General features: G+C 59.7%; 11 protein-coding genes. 7 read left to right on the top strand and 4 right to left on the bottom strand.

Annotated features, from left to right (window positions below; genetic code table 11):
• Positions 1 to 105: 105 nt before the first annotated feature.
• Positions 106 to 2,286 carry a DNA helicase II gene (gene uvrD / locus RGM2987_RS15665; RefSeq protein ID WP_245142787.1) on the bottom strand — a complete coding sequence of 727 codons (2,181 nt, stop codon included), beginning with the start codon at positions 2,284 to 2,286 and terminating at the stop codon, positions 106 to 108.
• Between the two features lie 261 nt (positions 2,287 to 2,547).
• On the opposite strand from uvrD, the gene RGM2987_RS15660 reads away from it, so the two are divergent.
• A complete protein-coding gene (locus RGM2987_RS15660) occupies positions 2,548 to 5,418 on the top strand; it encodes an EAL domain-containing protein (RefSeq protein ID WP_245142785.1) in 2,871 nt (956 codons plus the stop codon).
• 58 nt (positions 5,419 to 5,476) lie between these two features.
• Here the strand turns inward: RGM2987_RS15660 and RGM2987_RS15655 are convergent, their stop codons facing one another.
• Entirely contained in the window at positions 5,477 to 5,791 is a 315-nt protein-coding gene (locus RGM2987_RS15655) for a hypothetical protein (protein WP_245142783.1), read from the bottom strand.
• Between the two features lie 457 nt (positions 5,792 to 6,248).
• Here RGM2987_RS15655 and hexR point away from each other — a divergent pair, with 457 nt between their 5' ends.
• Positions 6,249 to 7,115 (top strand): transcriptional regulator HexR, encoded by an 867-nt coding sequence (gene hexR / locus RGM2987_RS15650; RefSeq protein ID WP_003187110.1) that lies wholly within the window; start codon positions 6,249 to 6,251, stop codon positions 7,113 to 7,115.
• A gap of 260 nt (positions 7,116 to 7,375) precedes the next feature.
• The gene (locus tag RGM2987_RS15645; protein ID WP_245142781.1) at positions 7,376 to 7,585 is read left to right on the top strand and encodes a hypothetical protein; all 210 of its coding nucleotides are present in this window, start codon (positions 7,376 to 7,378) and stop codon (positions 7,583 to 7,585) included.
• On the opposite strand, the gene RGM2987_RS15640 is transcribed toward RGM2987_RS15645, so the two are convergent.
• The gene (locus RGM2987_RS15640; protein ID WP_280639946.1) at positions 7,527 to 8,504 is read right to left on the bottom strand and encodes a LysR family transcriptional regulator; all 978 of its coding nucleotides are present in this window, start codon (positions 8,502 to 8,504) and stop codon (positions 7,527 to 7,529) included. The genes RGM2987_RS15645 and RGM2987_RS15640 overlap by 59 nt on opposite strands.
• A gap of 187 nt (positions 8,505 to 8,691) precedes the next feature.
• On the opposite strand from RGM2987_RS15640, the gene RGM2987_RS15635 reads away from it, so the two are divergent.
• Together RGM2987_RS15635 and oadA are read left to right on the top strand one after the other, a co-directional pair.
• Positions 8,692 to 10,107: an acetyl-CoA carboxylase biotin carboxylase subunit gene (locus tag RGM2987_RS15635; protein WP_245142779.1), complete on the top strand. Its 1,416-nt coding sequence runs from the start codon at positions 8,692 to 8,694 to the stop codon at positions 10,105 to 10,107.
• A 12-nt stretch (positions 10,108 to 10,119) separates the two neighbouring features.
• Complete coding sequence (gene oadA, locus RGM2987_RS15630) at positions 10,120 to 11,928, top strand: sodium-extruding oxaloacetate decarboxylase subunit alpha (protein ID WP_245142777.1); 1,809 nt, start codon at positions 10,120 to 10,122, stop codon at positions 11,926 to 11,928.
• Between the two features lie 187 nt (positions 11,929 to 12,115).
• Here oadA and RGM2987_RS15625 read toward each other — a convergent pair whose 3' ends face one another.
• On the bottom strand, positions 12,116 to 14,227 hold the full coding sequence (locus RGM2987_RS15625; RefSeq protein ID WP_245142775.1) for an autotransporter outer membrane beta-barrel domain-containing protein: 2,112 nt from the start codon (positions 14,225 to 14,227) through the stop codon (positions 12,116 to 12,118).
• Positions 14,228 to 14,918: 691 nt separating this feature from the next.
• On the opposite strand from RGM2987_RS15625, the gene RGM2987_RS15620 reads away from it, so the two are divergent.
• Both RGM2987_RS15620 and RGM2987_RS15615 read left to right on the top strand, forming a co-directional pair.
• Positions 14,919 to 15,242, top strand: a complete 324-nt coding sequence (locus tag RGM2987_RS15620) for a hypothetical protein (protein WP_245142773.1) — start codon at positions 14,919 to 14,921, stop codon at positions 15,240 to 15,242.
• Between the two features lie 215 nt (positions 15,243 to 15,457).
• Positions 15,458 to 17,233 (top strand): N-6 DNA methylase, encoded by a 1,776-nt coding sequence (locus tag RGM2987_RS15615; RefSeq protein ID WP_245142769.1) that lies wholly within the window; start codon positions 15,458 to 15,460, stop codon positions 17,231 to 17,233.
• The last annotated feature ends 8 nt before the right edge of the window (positions 17,234 to 17,241 follow it).

The raw sequence follows: 17,241 nt of genomic DNA, 5'->3' as shown, positions 1-17,241 counted from the left end.
GACGGCGTCACACTCAACATCTTTGCAAGCTGGCCCACCGCCTTCGCGAGCAAGCCCGCTCCCACATAAAGCTCACATAATCCGAATAGGGCCCCCGGAAATCCCCTAAATCGCCTCGAGCTTGGCATACCCCAGCATCAGCCACTTGCTGCCTTCGCTGAAGTTGACCTGCACCCGGGCCTGGGCGCCGGCGCCCTCGAAGTTGAGGATCACGCCGTCGCCGAACACCGAATGCCGCACGGTCTGGCCGAGGCTGAACCCGGTTTCCGGGATGTCACTGCCACCGAACAGGCTGCTGGTGCCTTGCTGCTGGCCGCCGAACGGACGGCTGACGCTGTTGGACAACCGGACTTCCTGGATCAAGCCTTTCGGCACTTCACGTACGAAGCGCGACACCTTGTTGTAGGTCTCGCTGCCGTACAAGCGTCGGGTTTCGGCATACGTCAGCACCAGGTTCTGCATGGCGCGGGTGATGCCGACGTAGGCCAGGCGCCGTTCCTCTTCCAGGCGGCCCGGCTCTTCCAGGCTCATCTTGTGAGGGAACAAGCCCTCTTCCATGCCCACCAGGAATACGTAGGGGAATTCCAGACCCTTGGCGCTGTGCAGGGTCATCAGCTGGATGCTGTCTTCGTGCTCGTCAGCCTGGGTGTCGCCAGCCTCCAGGGAGGCGTGGCCAAGGAAGGCAGCCAATGGCGACAGGTCGGCATCTTCTTCGCTGTTCTCGAAGTTGCGCGCGGCACTGACCAGTTCCTCAAGGTTCTCCACCCGGGCCTGGCCTTTCTCGCCTTTTTCCGCTTCGTGGTAGGCAATCAGCCCGGACTGCTCGATGACGGTCTGGGTCATCAAATGCAGCGGCATTTCTGCGCATTTGGCGGCCAGGCCTTCTATCAGGTCCATGAAGGCCTTCAGCGCACCGGCCGCGCGACCGGTCAGGCCTTTGTTGGCGACCAGCTGCTGCATGGCCTCCCACATGGACACGTGGCTGTGGCGCGCGTGATCGCGAATGGCTTCGACGGTCTTCTCGCCGATGCCCCGGGTCGGGACGTTGATCACTCGCTCCAGGGCCGCATCGTTGCCGCGTCCTTCGATCAGACGCAGGTAGGCCATGGCGTTCTTGATTTCAGCACGTTCGAAGAAGCGCTGGCCGCCGTAGATGCGGTAGGGGATGCGCTCGCGCAGCAAGGCCTCTTCCAGCACCCGCGACTGGGCGTTGGAACGGTACAGGATGGCAATATCGCTGCGGGCCAGGCCGGTTTTCAGCGCGCTTTCGATGGTTTCCACCACATAGCGGGCTTCATCGTGTTCGTTGAAGGCAGCGTAGAGGTTGATGGCCTCGCCTTCGCCGCCGTCGGTCCACAGCTCCTTGCCCAGGCGCCCGGTATTGTTGGCGATCAGGGCGTTGGCGGCCTTGAGGATGCCGGCGGTGGAGCGGTAGTTTTGTTCCAGACGGATGACTTCGGCGTCCGGGAAGTCCGCCGAGTACTGGTGAATGTTCTCGATCTTGGCCCCGCGCCAGCCGTAGATCGACTGATCGTCGTCACCCACCACCATCAGGCTGTCACCGCCCTTGGCGAGCAGGCGCAACCAGGCGTATTGCACGGCGTTGGTGTCCTGGAATTCGTCCACCAGCACATGCCGGAAGCGCTTCTGATAGTGCTCCAGCAGGCCCGGGTGGTCGCGCCACAGGTCCAGTGCACGCAACAGCAGTTCGGAGAAGTCGATGACCCCGGCGCGCTGGCAGGCCGCCTCGTAGGCTTCATAGATGCTGCGCATGGTCGCCAGGAACAGGTCGCCACTGGCCTGGATGTGTTGCGGGCGCAGCCCTTCGTCCTTCTGGCCATTGATGAACCACTGTGCCTGGCGCGCCGGCCAACGCTGTTCGTCCAGCCCCAGCTCGCGGATCACCCGCTTGACCAGGCGTTGCTGGTCGTCGCTGTCGAGGATCTGGAAGGTCTGGCTCAGGCCGGCCTCCTGCCAATGCGCCCGCAACAAGCGGTGTGCCAGGCCGTGAAAGGTGCCGACCCACATGCCGGCAGGGTTGATGCCCATCAGTTGTTCGATGCGATGGCGCATCTCAGCAGCGGCCTTGTTGGTGAAGGTCACCGACAGGATCGAGTGGGGCGAAGCGTTCTCGACCTGGATCAACCAGGCGATACGGTGCACCAGCACTCGGGTCTTACCGGAGCCGGCACCGGCCAGGACCAACTGACGACCCACGGAGGCGGCTACGGCCTGGCGTTGGGCATCGTTGAGGGAATTCAGCAGAAGGGAGAGATCATCGCGCATCGGCGCATTCTAGGGTGTCGGCGTCACCCCGGGCAAACCGAGCTTTGCACCAGCCGATAAAACACCGTTTGTTGATGACCGGTTGGTCATGGCCTCCAGGCATCGGAGGGCCTCGCTTGGAGGCGCTGCATCAAAGGAAATCACGACTTTTTTCGTGGCTTTTATGCGCCAGGACAGTGTGGGATGGCCTATGGCTTGTGTATGCTCGCTGCACGTTTCGGGTTCTCCATGCCTCACTTAATAAGAACAAGAACAGTGCCAATGACGCTCAATCCCGATCCGGCGGGCCCCTGTGTGGAACCGCGGGTCATCTACAAGCAGTACGCCACGCAGATGGCGGTCGAACGCACGCGTCTGCTGTATCAGGGCTCGCTGCTGCCTACGCTGTTCATGCTGATCAACGGCCTGGTCTGCGCCGCGCTGCTCTGGGAGCCACGGCGCTATTTCCTGGTGAGCGTCTGGCTTGTCTGGTTGCTGTCGCTGGTCGCATTGCGGGTGATCCAGGTCGCCGCGTTCGATTCGGCGATGCCCAGTCGCCAGGCACAGCCCATCTGGCTGCGCATGTTCCTGCTCGGCTCAGCGCTGACCGGCCTGACCCTGGCCGGGGCCGGTATCGCCCTGGTTCCGGCCGACAGCTTCCAGCAACAGGCCTGGGTGTTCGGGCTGATCGGGGCCGCCACCTTGTCGGCCAGCGTCGCCTATGCCGTGAGTCTGCCGGCGTTCCTGTCGTTTACCTTGCCCTGCCTGTTGCCGGCCATCCTCTATCTTTTCTGGGGCGATGATGAGCAGCAGCGGGGATGGGGCTGGCTTGGGCTGGTGGTGCTGGTTTCGTTGAGCGTGGTGGCCTGGCAGGTCAACCGGCTGATACAGAGTGGCATGTTGCGGCGGTTCCAGAACCAGGCCTTGATCGAGCATTTGCAGCAGGCGCAAACCCGTAGCGCGCAGCTCAACGAGGCCCTCGCACGGGAAGTCGAGCAGCGTCGTAACGCCGAAGACCAGTTACGCGCCGCCCAGGTTGGCCTGGAGGCCCGTGTGGCCCAGCGCAGCCAGGCTCTGGAGGTGGCCAGCCAGGCCCTGAGCAAAAGCGAAGCCCGCCTGGCCTTGGCCCTCAAGGCCAGTGAGCTGGGGCTGTGGGATTGGAATCTGCAGACTGACGAGGTCCATCACACCCAACTCAAGGAACTGTTCGGCCTGGAACCCGAATACGTCACGGCGATGCTCAGTCACCTCACCCCGCGTCTGCATCCCGAGGATCTGCCGGCGCTCAAGCGGGCCCTGGTCGAGCACCTCAAGGGTCGCAGCGAGGATTATCAGATCGAGTACCGGGTGCGTCACGGCGACGGCCACTGGGTTTGGATTGAAGACCGCGGCCGCGCGGTGGAGCGCAGCGCCAGCGGACGGGTGCTACGTATGGTCGGTACCCGTCGCGACATCAGTGCCACGAAAGAACTCAAGCAGCAGCAACAACTGGCGGCCACGGTGTTCGAAGCTGCCAGCGAAGGCATCGTGATCTTTGACCCGAACTTCGCGTTGCTGGCCGCCAACCAGGCTTTCACCCGGGTCACCGGTTTCAATATCGATGACATGCTGGGGCGCAACGTGGTTGACCTGCCGTCCAGTCGCGATGCGCGCCGGCACTACCCGATCATCCGCCAATCGCTCGAACAGCACGGTACCTGGCAGGGTGAACTGGTGGAAGCCAGAGCCAATGGCGAGCTGTACCCGCAGTGGCTGCAACTGAATGTGGTGCGCGACAGTCGGGGAAATATCAGCCATATAGTGGGCTTCTTCGCTGATCTTTCGGCGCGGCGCGCATCTGAAGAGCGCATGCGCTACCTGACTCACTACGACGAGTTGACCGGGCTGGCGAACCGTTCGTTGTTCCGCGAGCGCCTCCACGAGGCCCACCAGCGTGTGCGCCAGGGCGGCCGGCGCAGCCTGGCGTTGCTGCATATCGACCTGGATCGGTTCAAGCTGCTCAACGACAGCCTCGGTCACGACATCGCCGACCAACTGTTGCAGAAAATGGCCCGGCGCCTGATCAATGCGTTGCCCGAGGCGGACACAATCGCCCGGCTGTCGGGCGATGAATTCGCAGTATTGTTCGATGCGTATGGCAACCTCTCCAGCTTGGCCAGGGTGGCGACGCGCTTGTCCGCCAAGTTGCGCCTGCCGGTGACCATCGAAGGCCATGAGCTGGTGGTCAGTGCCTCTATCGGCATCAGCCTGTTGCCCGACAATGCGCGGGAAATTGCCACGCTGGTCAGCCAGGCGAACATGGCGATGCAGCATGCCAAGCATCTGGGCGGAAACAATTTCCAGTTCTACACCGACAGCCTCCAGGCAAGTACGTTGGAACGTCTGCAACTGGAAAATCAGCTGCGCAAGGCCCTCGAAGAGCAGCAACTGAAGGTTTTCTACCAACCCAAGCTGTGCCTGGAGACCGGCCGCCTGAACGCTGCCGAGGCGCTGGTGCGCTGGGAGCATCCGGTCATGGGCCAGGTTCCGCCGGGGGAGTTCATCGGCCTGGCGGAAGAAACCGGGCTCATCGGGCCGATTGGCGAGTTCGTGCTGCGCCAGGCCTGTTGGCAGGCCTGTGAATGGCAGCGCCAGGGGCTTGCGCCGATCAGGGTCTCGGTCAATCTTTCCGTGCATCAGTTGCGCCATGGCAAGCTCGTCAGCCTGGTGCGCCAAGTGCTAGAAGAAACCGGCCTGGCGCCGCAATACCTGGAACTGGAGCTGACCGAGAGCCAGTTGCTCGACAGCGTGGAGCACATCATCGCCACGTTCCAGCAGTTGCGTGACCTTGGGGTCAAGCTGGCGATCGACGATTTCGGCACCGGTTATTCGTCCCTGAGTTACCTCAAACGTATCCCGGTGGATTACGTGAAGATCGACCAGGCGTTCATTCGCGGGTTGGGTGAGGGCAGCGTGGACACGGCGATCACTCGGGCGATCATTGCGATGGCCCATGGGTTGTCGCTCAAGGTAGTGGCCGAGGGTGTGGAGCGACGCGAACAGCTCGACTTCTTGAAAGCCGAGCAATGCGACGAGGTGCAGGGCTACCTTATCAGTCGCCCGGTGGAGGCTGAAGGGCTGGCCCGGTTGCTACAAAAACAATCCGTGGAATGATGCTCCCCGCCGGAGCGCCAGGTTTCGTGACGGTCCGGCGGGGAGAACAATGTATTACTTAATGCGTGATGATGACTTCATCGATGTGATGCAACAGTTGGTCTTCGTAAAAGATGCTGACGCCGGTCACATTCGACTCGCCTGGAACTTTATATTCAACATGCTTTTCAGTGATGACTTGCAGCGAGGGGTCGCTGGAGTGTTCCAACTTCAATTCCAGTCGCAAATCAAAAGACTTGTCTTGTAGTGCGCTTCGGACCAGTGTTGGCGTAACGCCGGCGTTAGGGACCTCTACGGTGCCGAAAGCGCGGAAAGAGGCGGCGCCCGGAATGCGGTCGATTTGCGCGGTCCAGTTTTTGGTTTTAATAGTCATGTTTGTAACTCCTGTAATTGATTGGGTGGTGCGTCCTGCGTGACCAATATAAGAGGATCAAGTTAGTTGTGAAAGAGGGGGGAGTGCGTGCATTTGAAAGATGGTATGTATTCGCTAAATCTCGGATTAGTTAATTTATTAGTGTGTTATTGGCTTAAAGTTAAGCGGGTTTGAGTTTCTGCTAGTTGGGCGAAAACGTTTGCCCGGGGCTGGGGCTTGTCGTTCATCCCGCTGGCCCTTGCGTACGAAAGCAGTCGGCAGCGTCTGCGGTCGGTCGCCAGTTTATTTTCGTACGCCCGCACGGCCTGTGAAGAAGGCTACATGGCGCGTTCCCCGCCAAAACAAGGGGCAGCCCAGCGGATCCAGTTACGTTTTGAACAGGCAAAAAGCCAATTCTTGTAGTATAACTACAAGCTTGCTACATCCCGGCACCTGCCAATAACAAGAGTCCAGCCCCTTGAACCTGTTGCAACACATCGCCCAGTCACGCCACCTGCTGCGCAAATCGGAACTGAAAGTCGCCGATCATGTACTGCTTGACCCTGCGGCCGTCATGCACAGCTCCATGGCTGATCTTGCCCACAGCGTGGGTATCAGTGAACCGACCATCGTGCGTTTCTGTCGGGCCATCGGTTGCTCGGGCTTCCAGGACCTGAAACTCAAGCTGGCGCAAAGCCTGGCGGCCGGGGCGAGCTTCGGCCAGTTTGCGATCCATGAAGATGATTCGGTCGCCGACTACAGCCTGAAGATTTTCGACACGACCCTGCATACGCTGATGGAGGTTCGCGAGAAGCTCGATCCGGTGGCGCTACAGAAAGCCGTGACGGCGATGTCCCAGGCCCAGCGTGTCGAATTCTACGGCTTCGGCGCTTCGGGCGCGGTAGCGGCCGATGCCCAGCACAAGTTCTTCCGGTTGCTGCTCACGGCGGCGGCCTATTCCGATCCGCACATGCAGGCGATGTCGGCGGTCACGTTGAAGCCTACCGACGTGGCGATCTGTATTTCCCAGTCGGGACGTTCCAAAGACTTGTTGATCACCGCCAACCTGGTGCGTGAGAGCGGGGCCTCGCTGATCACCCTGTGCCCGAGCCAGACGCCACTGGCCGAGCTCTCCACGGTGAACCTGGCCATCGACGTGCATGAAGACACCGAGATCTATACGCCGCTGACCTCGCGTATCGCGCACCTGGTGGTTATTGACGTCCTGGCAATGGGCGTCGCCATGGCGCGCGGCCCGAGCCTGGTCAACCATCTCAAGAGCGTCAAGCGCAGCCTGCGCAGCCTGCGGCTATCGCCCAAGTCAGTGAAGGCGCTGGACGACTGAGTCCCGGAGGCAGGAGCTTTTATGGCGAGGGAGCTTGCTCCCGCTCGGCTGCGTAGCAGTCGCAAGCCGGCCACTGCGGTTTCATTGAATAAATCGCTGGGGTCGCTTCGCCCGAGACGTCGGACCGCCCCAGCGGGAGCAAGCTCCCTCGCCACAGGGCGGTGGCGCGCTGAATTCATCATTCTGTAACCCACGCGCCGCCAAACGGTCATCGCCTGCCTGCATCGTAAAGCTCCCGTAAACGTCTTGGGAGTCTCGACATGACCCAGTCCTACGAAGAACGCAGCGCCGTCAAAACCCGTCGTCAGCAGGAAGACCAGCGCCGCATGGCGTTCCGTCGTGCGATCGAAGACCGCTCTGAGCAGCGTCAATTGCTGGCAGAAATCAGCGAATTTCCTGACACGATCGAGTTCAATTACTGGCAGGCGTCACCGTCGGCTTCCCGTCGAAACGCTCAACCAGGCCAATGATCTGAGCGCGCTCCCCGCGCACGAACGCCAGGAAGGCGTGGGCCACCGGTGACAGGCGCTTGGCCCGGGCCTGAACCAGGCACCAACTGCGGTAGAGCGGCAACTCCTCCACCGGCAACTCGATGAGTGCGCCGGACGACAATTCCCGGCTCACGGCGTGGCGCGTCAACAGCGCCACGCCCAGGCCCGCCACCACGCATTCGCGTTGGGCCTCAGCCGAGGCCACCTCCAGGGTCTGGGTGAAGTGCACCCGTTTCTCCTTGAAATACTCTTCGCAAGCCAACCGCGTGCCTGACCCCGGCTCGCGCAGCAGCAGCGTATACGGCTCCAGGTCTTGCAAGCGCAACGGGCCGATGTGGCACAACGGCATGTGGCACAACGGATGGTCGGGCGGCGCCACCGCGACGATGGGATTGTTGAGAAATGGCAGGAATTCCAGGCCCATGTCCTGGGGCACCATGGACATGATCACCACGTCGTCTCGGTTGTCCGAGAGCCGGCGAATGACCTGGCCGCGGTTGACGACCGTGAGACTCAGGTTGACCTCCGGATGCTGGCGCTTGAACGCGGCGAACAGGTGCGGGGCGAAATACTTGGCACTGGATTCCACTGCCAGCTTCAACTGGCCCTGCAGCGAACCCTGCATGTCCGAGAGCTGCATATCGAGGTTTTCCAGGCGTCCGAAGATGTCCCGGCTGGCCCGTTGCAGCGCTTCGGCGGCTTCTGTCATGTAGAGCTTTTTGCCAACGTATTCAAACAATGGCTGGCCGATCAGCTCTTCAAGGGATCGGATCTGTAGGCTAACGGCCGGTTGCGTGAGTGACATTTCATCGGCCGCACGGCTGTAGGACCGCAGGTCACACACCTCATTGAAAACCTGAAGTTGACGCAATGTCATACGCATCAATGACTTACGCATTCGTTATGCACTCTGAACGGCGATGGGTATCGCAACTATAAGTGTTTACTTATGCACGACCCAATAAATATTCATTTTTGTTAATCCCCAGCCGGGACTAGTGTGGACCTGCGACCAATTGTTACATCTGGTCACGCGTCGGCCTGGGCTCCAGGTCGTGGTATCACCGGCTCAAGGGAACCTCCAATTGATAAAAAAGATCCTGATCGCCAACCGCGGTGAGATTGCCGTCCGCATCGTGCGCGCTTGCGCCGAGATGGGCATTCGCTCGGTCGCGGTCTATTCCGACGCTGACCGTCATGCCCTGCATGTCAAGCGTGCGGACGAGGCCCACAGCATCGGTGCCGATCCGCTGGCTGGTTACCTGAACCCGCGCAAGTTGGTGAACCTGGCGGTGGAGACTGGCTGCGATGCCTTGCATCCCGGCTACGGTTTCCTTTCGGAAAACGCCGAACTGGCAGACATCTGCGCCGAACGCGGCATCAAATTCATTGGTCCATCGGCGGAAGTGATTCGCCGCATGGGCGACAAGACCGAAGCGCGCCGCAGCATGATCAAGGCCGGTGTGCCGGTCACGCCGGGCACCGAAGGCAACGTGTCGGGCATCGAAGAAGCGCTGACCGAGGGAGATCGCATCGGTTACCCGGTGATGCTCAAGGCCACGTCCGGCGGCGGCGGTCGTGGTATTCGTCGCTGCAACAGCCGCGAAGAACTCGAACAGGCCTTCCCGCGGGTCATATCCGAAGCCACCAAGGCGTTCGGGTCGGCGGAAGTGTTCCTGGAAAAATGCATCGTCAATCCCAAGCACATCGAGGCGCAGATCCTCGGAGACAGCTTTGGCAACGTGGTGCACCTGTTCGAGCGTGACTGCTCGATCCAGCGCCGTAACCAGAAGCTGATTGAGATCGCCCCCAGCCCGCAACTGACCCCCGAGCAGCGCGCCTACATCGGCGACCTCTCGGTGCGCGCCGCCAAGGCCGTGGGCTACGAGAATGCCGGCACCGTGGAGTTCCTGCTCGCCGAAGGCGAGGTGTACTTCATGGAGATGAACACCCGGGTGCAGGTGGAACACACCATCACCGAAGAAATCACCGGGATCGACATCGTTCGCGAGCAGATCCGCGTTGCGTCCGGGCTGCCGCTCTCGGTCAAGCAGGAAGACATCGTGCACCGTGGCTTTGCGTTGCAGTTCCGGATCAACGCCGAGGACCCGAAAAACAATTTCCTGCCCAGCTTCGGCAAGATCACCCGCTACTACGCCCCAGGCGGCCCGGGTGTGCGCACCGACACGGCGATCTATACCGGCTACACCATCCCGCCGTTCTACGATTCGATGTGCCTGAAACTGGTGGTCTGGGCGTTGACCTGGGAAGAAGCGATGGACCGTGGCCTGCGAGCCCTGGACGACATGCGCCTGCAAGGGGTCAAGACCACCGCCGCGTATTACCAGGAAATCCTGCGCAACCCGGAATTCCGCAGCGGCCAGTTCAACACCAGCTTCGTTGAAAGCCACCCTGAACTGACCAACTACTCGATCAAGCGCAAACCCGAAGAGCTGGCCCTGGCCATCGCCGCCGCCATTGCCGCCCACGCAGGCCTGTAAGGAACCATGACAATGTCCAAGAAGATCCACGTAACCGACACAATCCTGCGCGACGCCCATCAATCGCTGCTTGCCACTCGCATGCGCACCGAAGACATGCTGCCAATCTGCGACAAGCTCGACAAAGTCGGCTACTGGTCGCTGGAAGTCTGGGGCGGCGCGACGTTCGACGCCTGCGTGCGCTTCCTCAAGGAAGACCCGTGGGAGCGCCTGCGCCAACTGCGCGCGGCCTTGCCTAACACCCGTCTGCAAATGCTCCTGCGCGGCCAGAACCTGCTGGGCTACCGCCACTACAGCGATGACGTGGTTCGGGCATTCGTGGCCAAGGCCGCCGTCAATGGCATCGATGTGTTCCGGATTTTCGATGCAATGAACGACGTGCGTAACCTGCGGGTTGCCATCGAAGCGGTGAAGGCTGCCGGCAAGCATGCCCAGGGCACCATCGCCTACACCACCAGCCCGGTGCACACCATCGACGCGTTCGTGGCCCAGGCCAAGCAGATGGAAGCCATGGGTTGCGACTCGGTGGCGATCAAGGACATGGCCGGCCTGCTGACCCCTTACGCCACCGGCGAATTGGTCAAGGCCCTGAAGGCTGAGCAATCGCTGCCGGTGTTCATCCACTCCCACGACACCGCCGGCCTGGCCGCAATGTGCCAGCTCAAGGCCGTGGAAAATGGCGCCGATCACATCGACACCGCCATCTCCAGCTTCGCTTGGGGTACCAGCCATCCGGGCACCGAATCGATGGTCGCCGCCCTTAAAGGCAGTGAGTTCGACACCGGCCTGGACCTGGAACTGTTGCAGGAAATCGGCCTGTACTTCTACGCCGTGCGCAAGAAGTACCACCAGTTCGAAAGCGAGTTCACTGCGGTGGACACCCGTGTCCAGGTCAACCAGGTCCCGGGCGGGATGATTTCCAACCTCGCCAACCAGTTGAAAGAGCAGGGCGCGTTGAACCGGATGAACGAAGTGCTGGCGGAAATCCCGCGGGTGCGCGAAGACCTCGGCTTCCCGCCGCTGGTCACCCCGACCTCGCAGATCGTCGGCACCCAGGCGTTTTTCAACGTGCTGGCCGGTGAGCGCTACAAGACCATCACCAATGAAGTGAAGCTTTATCTGCAGGGCGGCTACGGCAAGGCGCCGGGTTTGGTCAACGAGAAACTGCGTCGCCAGGCCATCGGCAGCGAAGAGGTGATCGACGTGCGTCCGGCCGATCTGCTCAAGCCGGAAATGACCAAGCTGCGCGGTGAAATCGGCGCGCTGGCCAAGTCCGAAGAGGACGTCCTGACCTACGCCATGTTCCCGGACATCGGTCGCAAGTTCCTCGAAGAACGTGAAGCCGGCACCCTGACTCCGGAAGTGCTGTTGCCGATCCCCGAGGCTGGCAGTGTCACCTCTGCCGGCGGCGAAGGCGTGCCGACCGAGTTCGTCATCGATGTGCACGGCGAGACCTACCGCGTCGACATCACTGGCGTCGGCGTCAAGGCTGAAGGCAAGCGCCACTTCTACCTGTCCATCGACGGCATGCCGGAAGAAGTGGTGTTCGAGCCACTCAACGAGTTCGTCGGCGGCGGCAGCAGCAAGCGCAAACAAGCCACTGCACCGGGTCACGTCAGCACCACCATGCCGGGCAACATCGTCGATGTGCTGGTCAAGGAAGGCGACGTCGTCAAGGCCGGCCAGGCGGTACTGATCACCGAAGCCATGAAGATGGAAACCGAAGTGCAGGCGGCCATCGCTGGCAAGGTCACCGCCATTCATGTGGCCAAGGGCGACCGGGTCAACCCCGGCGAGATCCTGATCGAGATCGAAGGCTGAGTCAGCAGCCTCGATCCAACCTTTTTACCTCGGGGGAGCATGTGCTCCCCTTTTTTTTGCCCATTGCTTGCCGCTGTCGCCTTTGTGGGAGCGGGCTTGCTCGCGAAGACGTCGGCACATCCAACCTGTATGTTGACTGTTACATCGCTTTCGCGAGCAAGCCCGCTCCCACAAGGGCGGCGACGGGTCAGAACATCATTCGCCACTGACCCAGCAACGCGCCGTTGCGGTTGTCCTGACCCGTTTCGCTGTTATAGCTCAGCCCCAGGGTATGCCGTGGCGAAACCGCCAGGTCCAGCCCCGCTTCGACGAGCAGGCTGTCGCGGTCCAGTTCGATGCCTTCGATGGTATACGTGTTGCCGCCATTCGCCAGGCGCTGGCGGGAGAGACCCCTCACCTCGCCGTAGCGATGTTTCCAGCCGACATTCAGCCGAGGTGACAGCGCCATGCCCTGATCGAACGCAAAGCCCCGGGCGAGGCGCAGGCCCAGGTTGCTGTGGTAAGTGTCTTGGGCCTGGCTGTTGACCTGCAACGCGGCGTCGCCACCTTTCTCGGTATATCGGTCGCGCTGGTAGCGTTGGTAGCCCAGGTGGACATAGGGCTCGACATCGATCTGGGCGACGTCGAAGCTGTAGCCGACTTGGGTAAAGGCCTGATGCGTGCGGGCATCGTAACGACCTTTAAGATGATCACTGAAACGGTTGAAGGCCACATGACGCTTGGTGGTGCCGTCATGACTGCCGAACGTGGCGCCGAAGCGCAGCGCCAGAGGGCCGTCCTGACGCAAGGCGTAGGCGCCAACGTGCCAACTGTCGAGCCCTCCGTCGAATCGGTAACCGTCCAACCGGGTCTGGCTCTTGCTGCCGATTATTCCCAGGCGCCATTCGGGGCTGACGGCCCAATCGGTTCCCAGCATCAGGCCTTTGGTCGAATGCTTGAGGGCATAGCGGTCCAATTGCTTGCCCAGTGTGCCGCTATTGCCCAGCGCCTGGACCCAGACCTGGCCGTCGGCATACCCGCTCCCTGGGTGGTTCTGGCCCATGGCCGAGATCATGCCGGCGCTGATCGGAGCCATGCTGCTCAGGGTGGCATTGCCCAGGTCTGCCGTGTCATAGCCGCCTAATTGATCGATGGCCTCGGCGGCTGTGATCAGGTTGGTGCCGAGCAGGGCGCTGATGGCTGCGTTGGGTTTTGGTGTGGTGCTCGCGGTTTGCGGTTGGCTCGCAGGTCTTGGGGTGGCTTCTGTGCTTTTGAGAGGCTCGACGGGCTGATGCGTTGGGATCTCATCTTCCGGTATGGCGGCTGACACCTGCGCACCGGCTGGCGCATCAACAAGCGCTGGCTTCGGTGGTTTATTCGCCGGCGGCGTTACTACACTAGACCCAAATTTTTTCCCGTTAGGGGTATTGGCAGCGTCCTCGATTAGGACCCCATTGCGGACATAGGTCAGCCGAACCTCTGTCCCAGGGTAGTGTGGCTGAGCTGTCACGTACGCAAGCTGACTGACGACCTGACCGAACTCTCCCTCAACTTTTTTCGCCTGGATGACGGTATGCCCACCGGTATCAATGTGCTCGCCCGGTACACTGGTGATGGTCAGTGTCGCGTTGTTCAGATGTGCGATGCCGCCGACTTTAATGGTGGCGTGATCGCCCTCGGCATTGACGCGATAGATCAGGTTTGCCGTTTTTGAAAGGGAAAGGTTCTGGGTAACAGTAGGAGCGCCGATCTCTGGGCCGACCTCCAACTGGCCTGCCACGTTCAGGAGTCCCACCGTTCCGTTGCCTGCGAACCAGGCATTCTCACGCACGTCGACCCGGCCAGAGACAGTGCCGGTGTTGGTCATGCGGGCTTTTGGTTCAACAGTGACGCTATTGGCGACAACCCCCTTGTTATCGAACACACCGAGAACCCCAATCTGCCCGCCAATATGGCCGGTGTTCACCAGCATGGTTTTCGGCTCGATCACTCCCCAGCCAGCGAAATTCCCAGCCTGCTCCCACTCGCCTTTGGTAACGTGCAGGGCCTCGAAATTGCGCGCTTCTTCCAGTTTGCCGCCCTTGGTAATGTCCAATTGCAGCATGTTGGTGCCACCACCACCGTCCACCGAACCTACGAACTTTGCGCGTCCGCTGAGGACCGCCAGATCGTTTGTATCCGCCAATTTTTCCTCGCCTTGGTGAGGCTTCGGGACTTTGGAGGGCGTGGTATCCGTTGCAGCGGCGAACGCCTTGAGGCGGCCTTGCAGCTCGGCTGTTGTAGCGGCGGGGACAGGGATGTCGGCAGGTTGCTGAGCCATGGAAACATCAGCGCACCCCAGCACCAAGGCAACAGCCAGGGCGAGGTGCTGGGGTGGGTAAACGTGTCGGGTTTGCATCGAATGCAGCCTCTTTTGAGTAGAGTCTGCACTTTAAAAACTCCGTCTGGCGGGCGATGCCAGCCATGTCTCTGCCGTTGGCAAGACACATCGGATGCGAGTTGTAGGCCGATGATGCTGCGAACGGAGCAGCGCCGCGATTACCTCCATGAGCTGCGGCTTTGCCCTACAGCATTCGTGGACCTGTCTCTATAACTGAAACGGTGTCAGGCAACGCTCAATCGTAAGGCGCAGTATCAATTGCTCGATACAGATTAGGTTCGCGATGGTAGGCTTGCGGCCGATCAAAATTGAGCTTTGTAAAGCCTTTCTGTGTTTCGCGTAGGATCGTTCCGAGATACAGAAACTCAGCTTTGTAGCGTCAGGGTGTCGCCTATAGTTCTCTCGTCACCGACCAATCGGTGATCGATCTTAGCCGGTCGAACAAGAGAGCACGAGCGCCCCCCAACGGCGGCGCTTTTTGCTGCTTAGGTTTCCATCTATGGCAGCTGTGCGTGGGACATCTTCGGGTGTGCCGGATTCTCTTGTCCGGTCGGCTAACCCGCGTACAGCCGCCACCCACATTTGCTTAGCCGCGAACGGTGGTAGCTCCTAACTCAAGAGAGCAATCCCGATGGTCAAATATCACCCCCTTCAGGCAAATACCAGCACAGGCGCCACACTGTTCATCGACTCAGAAGCTGGCGCCTCCGATCTTCTCGAAACAGCTGTACACCGAATCAGAGCTGCTCGGGATCTACTCAACAGTGTTTCCTGCCTATGTACGAAAAACGCTGAAGGTTATGACCTTGAGCACTTCGCCAATGCGGCTCACTTACTACTGCAGGACGGCTGCGATGCATTGGAAGTGCTGGGGTGGGGCATCGAGGGACGGGGCGATCTCACCGTATCTTCCAATAGCGATTCGTCCTCGGAGCCTATGGATTTAACCGTCTAGCCGGAGGACTGGCATGGCGTCAGTAAAGCTGTATATTCATACAGCATTGCTGGCGTCAAACTGGTTGGCAGTGGTTCTGCCACGTCAGTTACCAATTGTGGACCACCTTTTTTTCACGCAACATCGCGTAACGGCGATAGGCGGGACGTGCAGACCTTCAAAGCAAGGTAGAATCGCGACCCGCTTTTGGGGGCTGTATGGCAAAAGAGGCGCAAATGACATTCGCTGAGCTGGACGTACCATTCTTTTCGAAGGCACCTGTCCAGTCATTGACTACCGCTCGGGCCGCAGCTCGTGCAATGGCTACTGAAATCCCCGCGGCGTGCCAGCTGGCGTTTGCAAGAGCGTTTGGCGTTCGGCTGATTGAAGCCTGGTGGCGCGGCCTCAACGAGCTCAAAATCGCGCCTCAAGAGCTTCGGTTACCTCTTGCTGAATTTGAAACCTCAACGCTTTCCGACACTGCCAACCTGCTGGCTGAGCAGATTGGTTTGGAAGCCGCAAAATTCGATGCTGAAACGGCCGCTTATCAGATAGGGCTTACCTATACCAGTATGCTGCCCGCGGAGCATCGGGGAGAGTTCGGTATTTTCTATACTCCTCCCGCCCTCACTGCGCGGCTTATTGATCAAGCCACTTCAGCTAATGTCGATTGGGCAACGTGTCGTGTGCTGGATCCGGCGTGTGGCGGTGGTGCGTTCCTTGCGCCTATCGCACAACGGATTATGAAGGAGCTTGCTCAGTGCAGCCCCAAGCTGTTGCTGCAAAGTATCGGTAACCGGCTACATGGTTTTGAAATAGATGCCTTTGGAGCTTGGCTCAGCCAAGTGACGTTGGATGCAGTGTTGTTACCTATCAGCAGCACTTCGGGTCTGCGCTTACCCATCATGATTACGGTATGTGACTCCTTGCGTAATCATCCGACCAAAGACGGGTTCGACTTGGTCATCGGTAATCCGCCATATGGCAAAGCAAAGCTGGATGCCGCAACACGAGAGCTATACAAGCGCTCTCTATATGGCCATGCCAATCTTTATGGCCTGTTTACTGATTTTGCCATTCGCCAAACCAAACCAGGAGGGGTGATTGCTTTCGTTACCCCTACATCTTTCTTGGCAGGGGGATACTTCAAAAATCTTCGTGCTTTGATAGGCCAGGAGGCCCCTCCGATTTCTCTTGATTTTGTCGCCGCCCGTAAAGGCGTTTTCGATGATGTTCTACAAGAAATGGCGCTCACCACGTACCGAAAAACTGGCAAAGCCGTACCCGTAGCAGTGTCTGAAATAATATCTGCTGAGGGTGTGACCGAGATTAGGGAAACCGGCTCGATTTTTTTGCCGAAGGACATCACTCTGCCTTGGCTGCTGCCTCGCAACCCCAGCCAAACCTCACTTGTGGCAAAGCTTGTCGAGATGCCTCATCGGCTTGTCGATTGGGGTTATCGAGTGAGTACGGGGCCATTGGTCTGGAACCGCCATAAATCGCAATTGGTTTACCAAAAGGGTAGCAGTCGGCTGCCGCTTATTTGGGCTGAAGCAATTACAGCTGATGGTGAGTTCGTTTTTCGAGCAGAGAAAAAGAACCACGCTCCGTACTTCGAACTGGCTCCCGCTGACCAATGGCTGGTGACCACTGAGCCTTGTGTGCTGTTACAGCGCACCACTGCCAAGGAGCAGAGCCGTCGTCTTATTGCGACCGCTTTACCGATAGATTTCCTTCAGTCACATGGCGGAGTGGTTATAGAAAATCATATCAATATGGTCAAGCCCATCACAGACGCTCCCAAAGTCAGTACTGCTGTGCTAGCCGCATTTCTGAACAGCGGAGCTGCTGACCGTGCGTTTCGGTGCGTCAGTGGGTCTGTGGCGGTTTCAGCCTATGAGCTGGAGTCTTTGCCTTTGCCCAATCCGTCAGCCTTGAAGGAACTGGCGAGGCTGGTTGACGCTGGTGCTTCAAAAGAGGCCATCGAAGTTGCATGCTCCAAACTTTTCTAAGGAAGAAA

It is taken from the genome of Pseudomonas sp. RGM2987, assembly GCF_022952855.1.
Lineage (GTDB): Bacteria > Pseudomonadota > Gammaproteobacteria > Pseudomonadales > Pseudomonadaceae > Aquipseudomonas.
The sequence above is the reverse complement of the archived record's forward strand: the minus strand, read 5'-3'. Positions and strand labels throughout refer to the sequence as shown.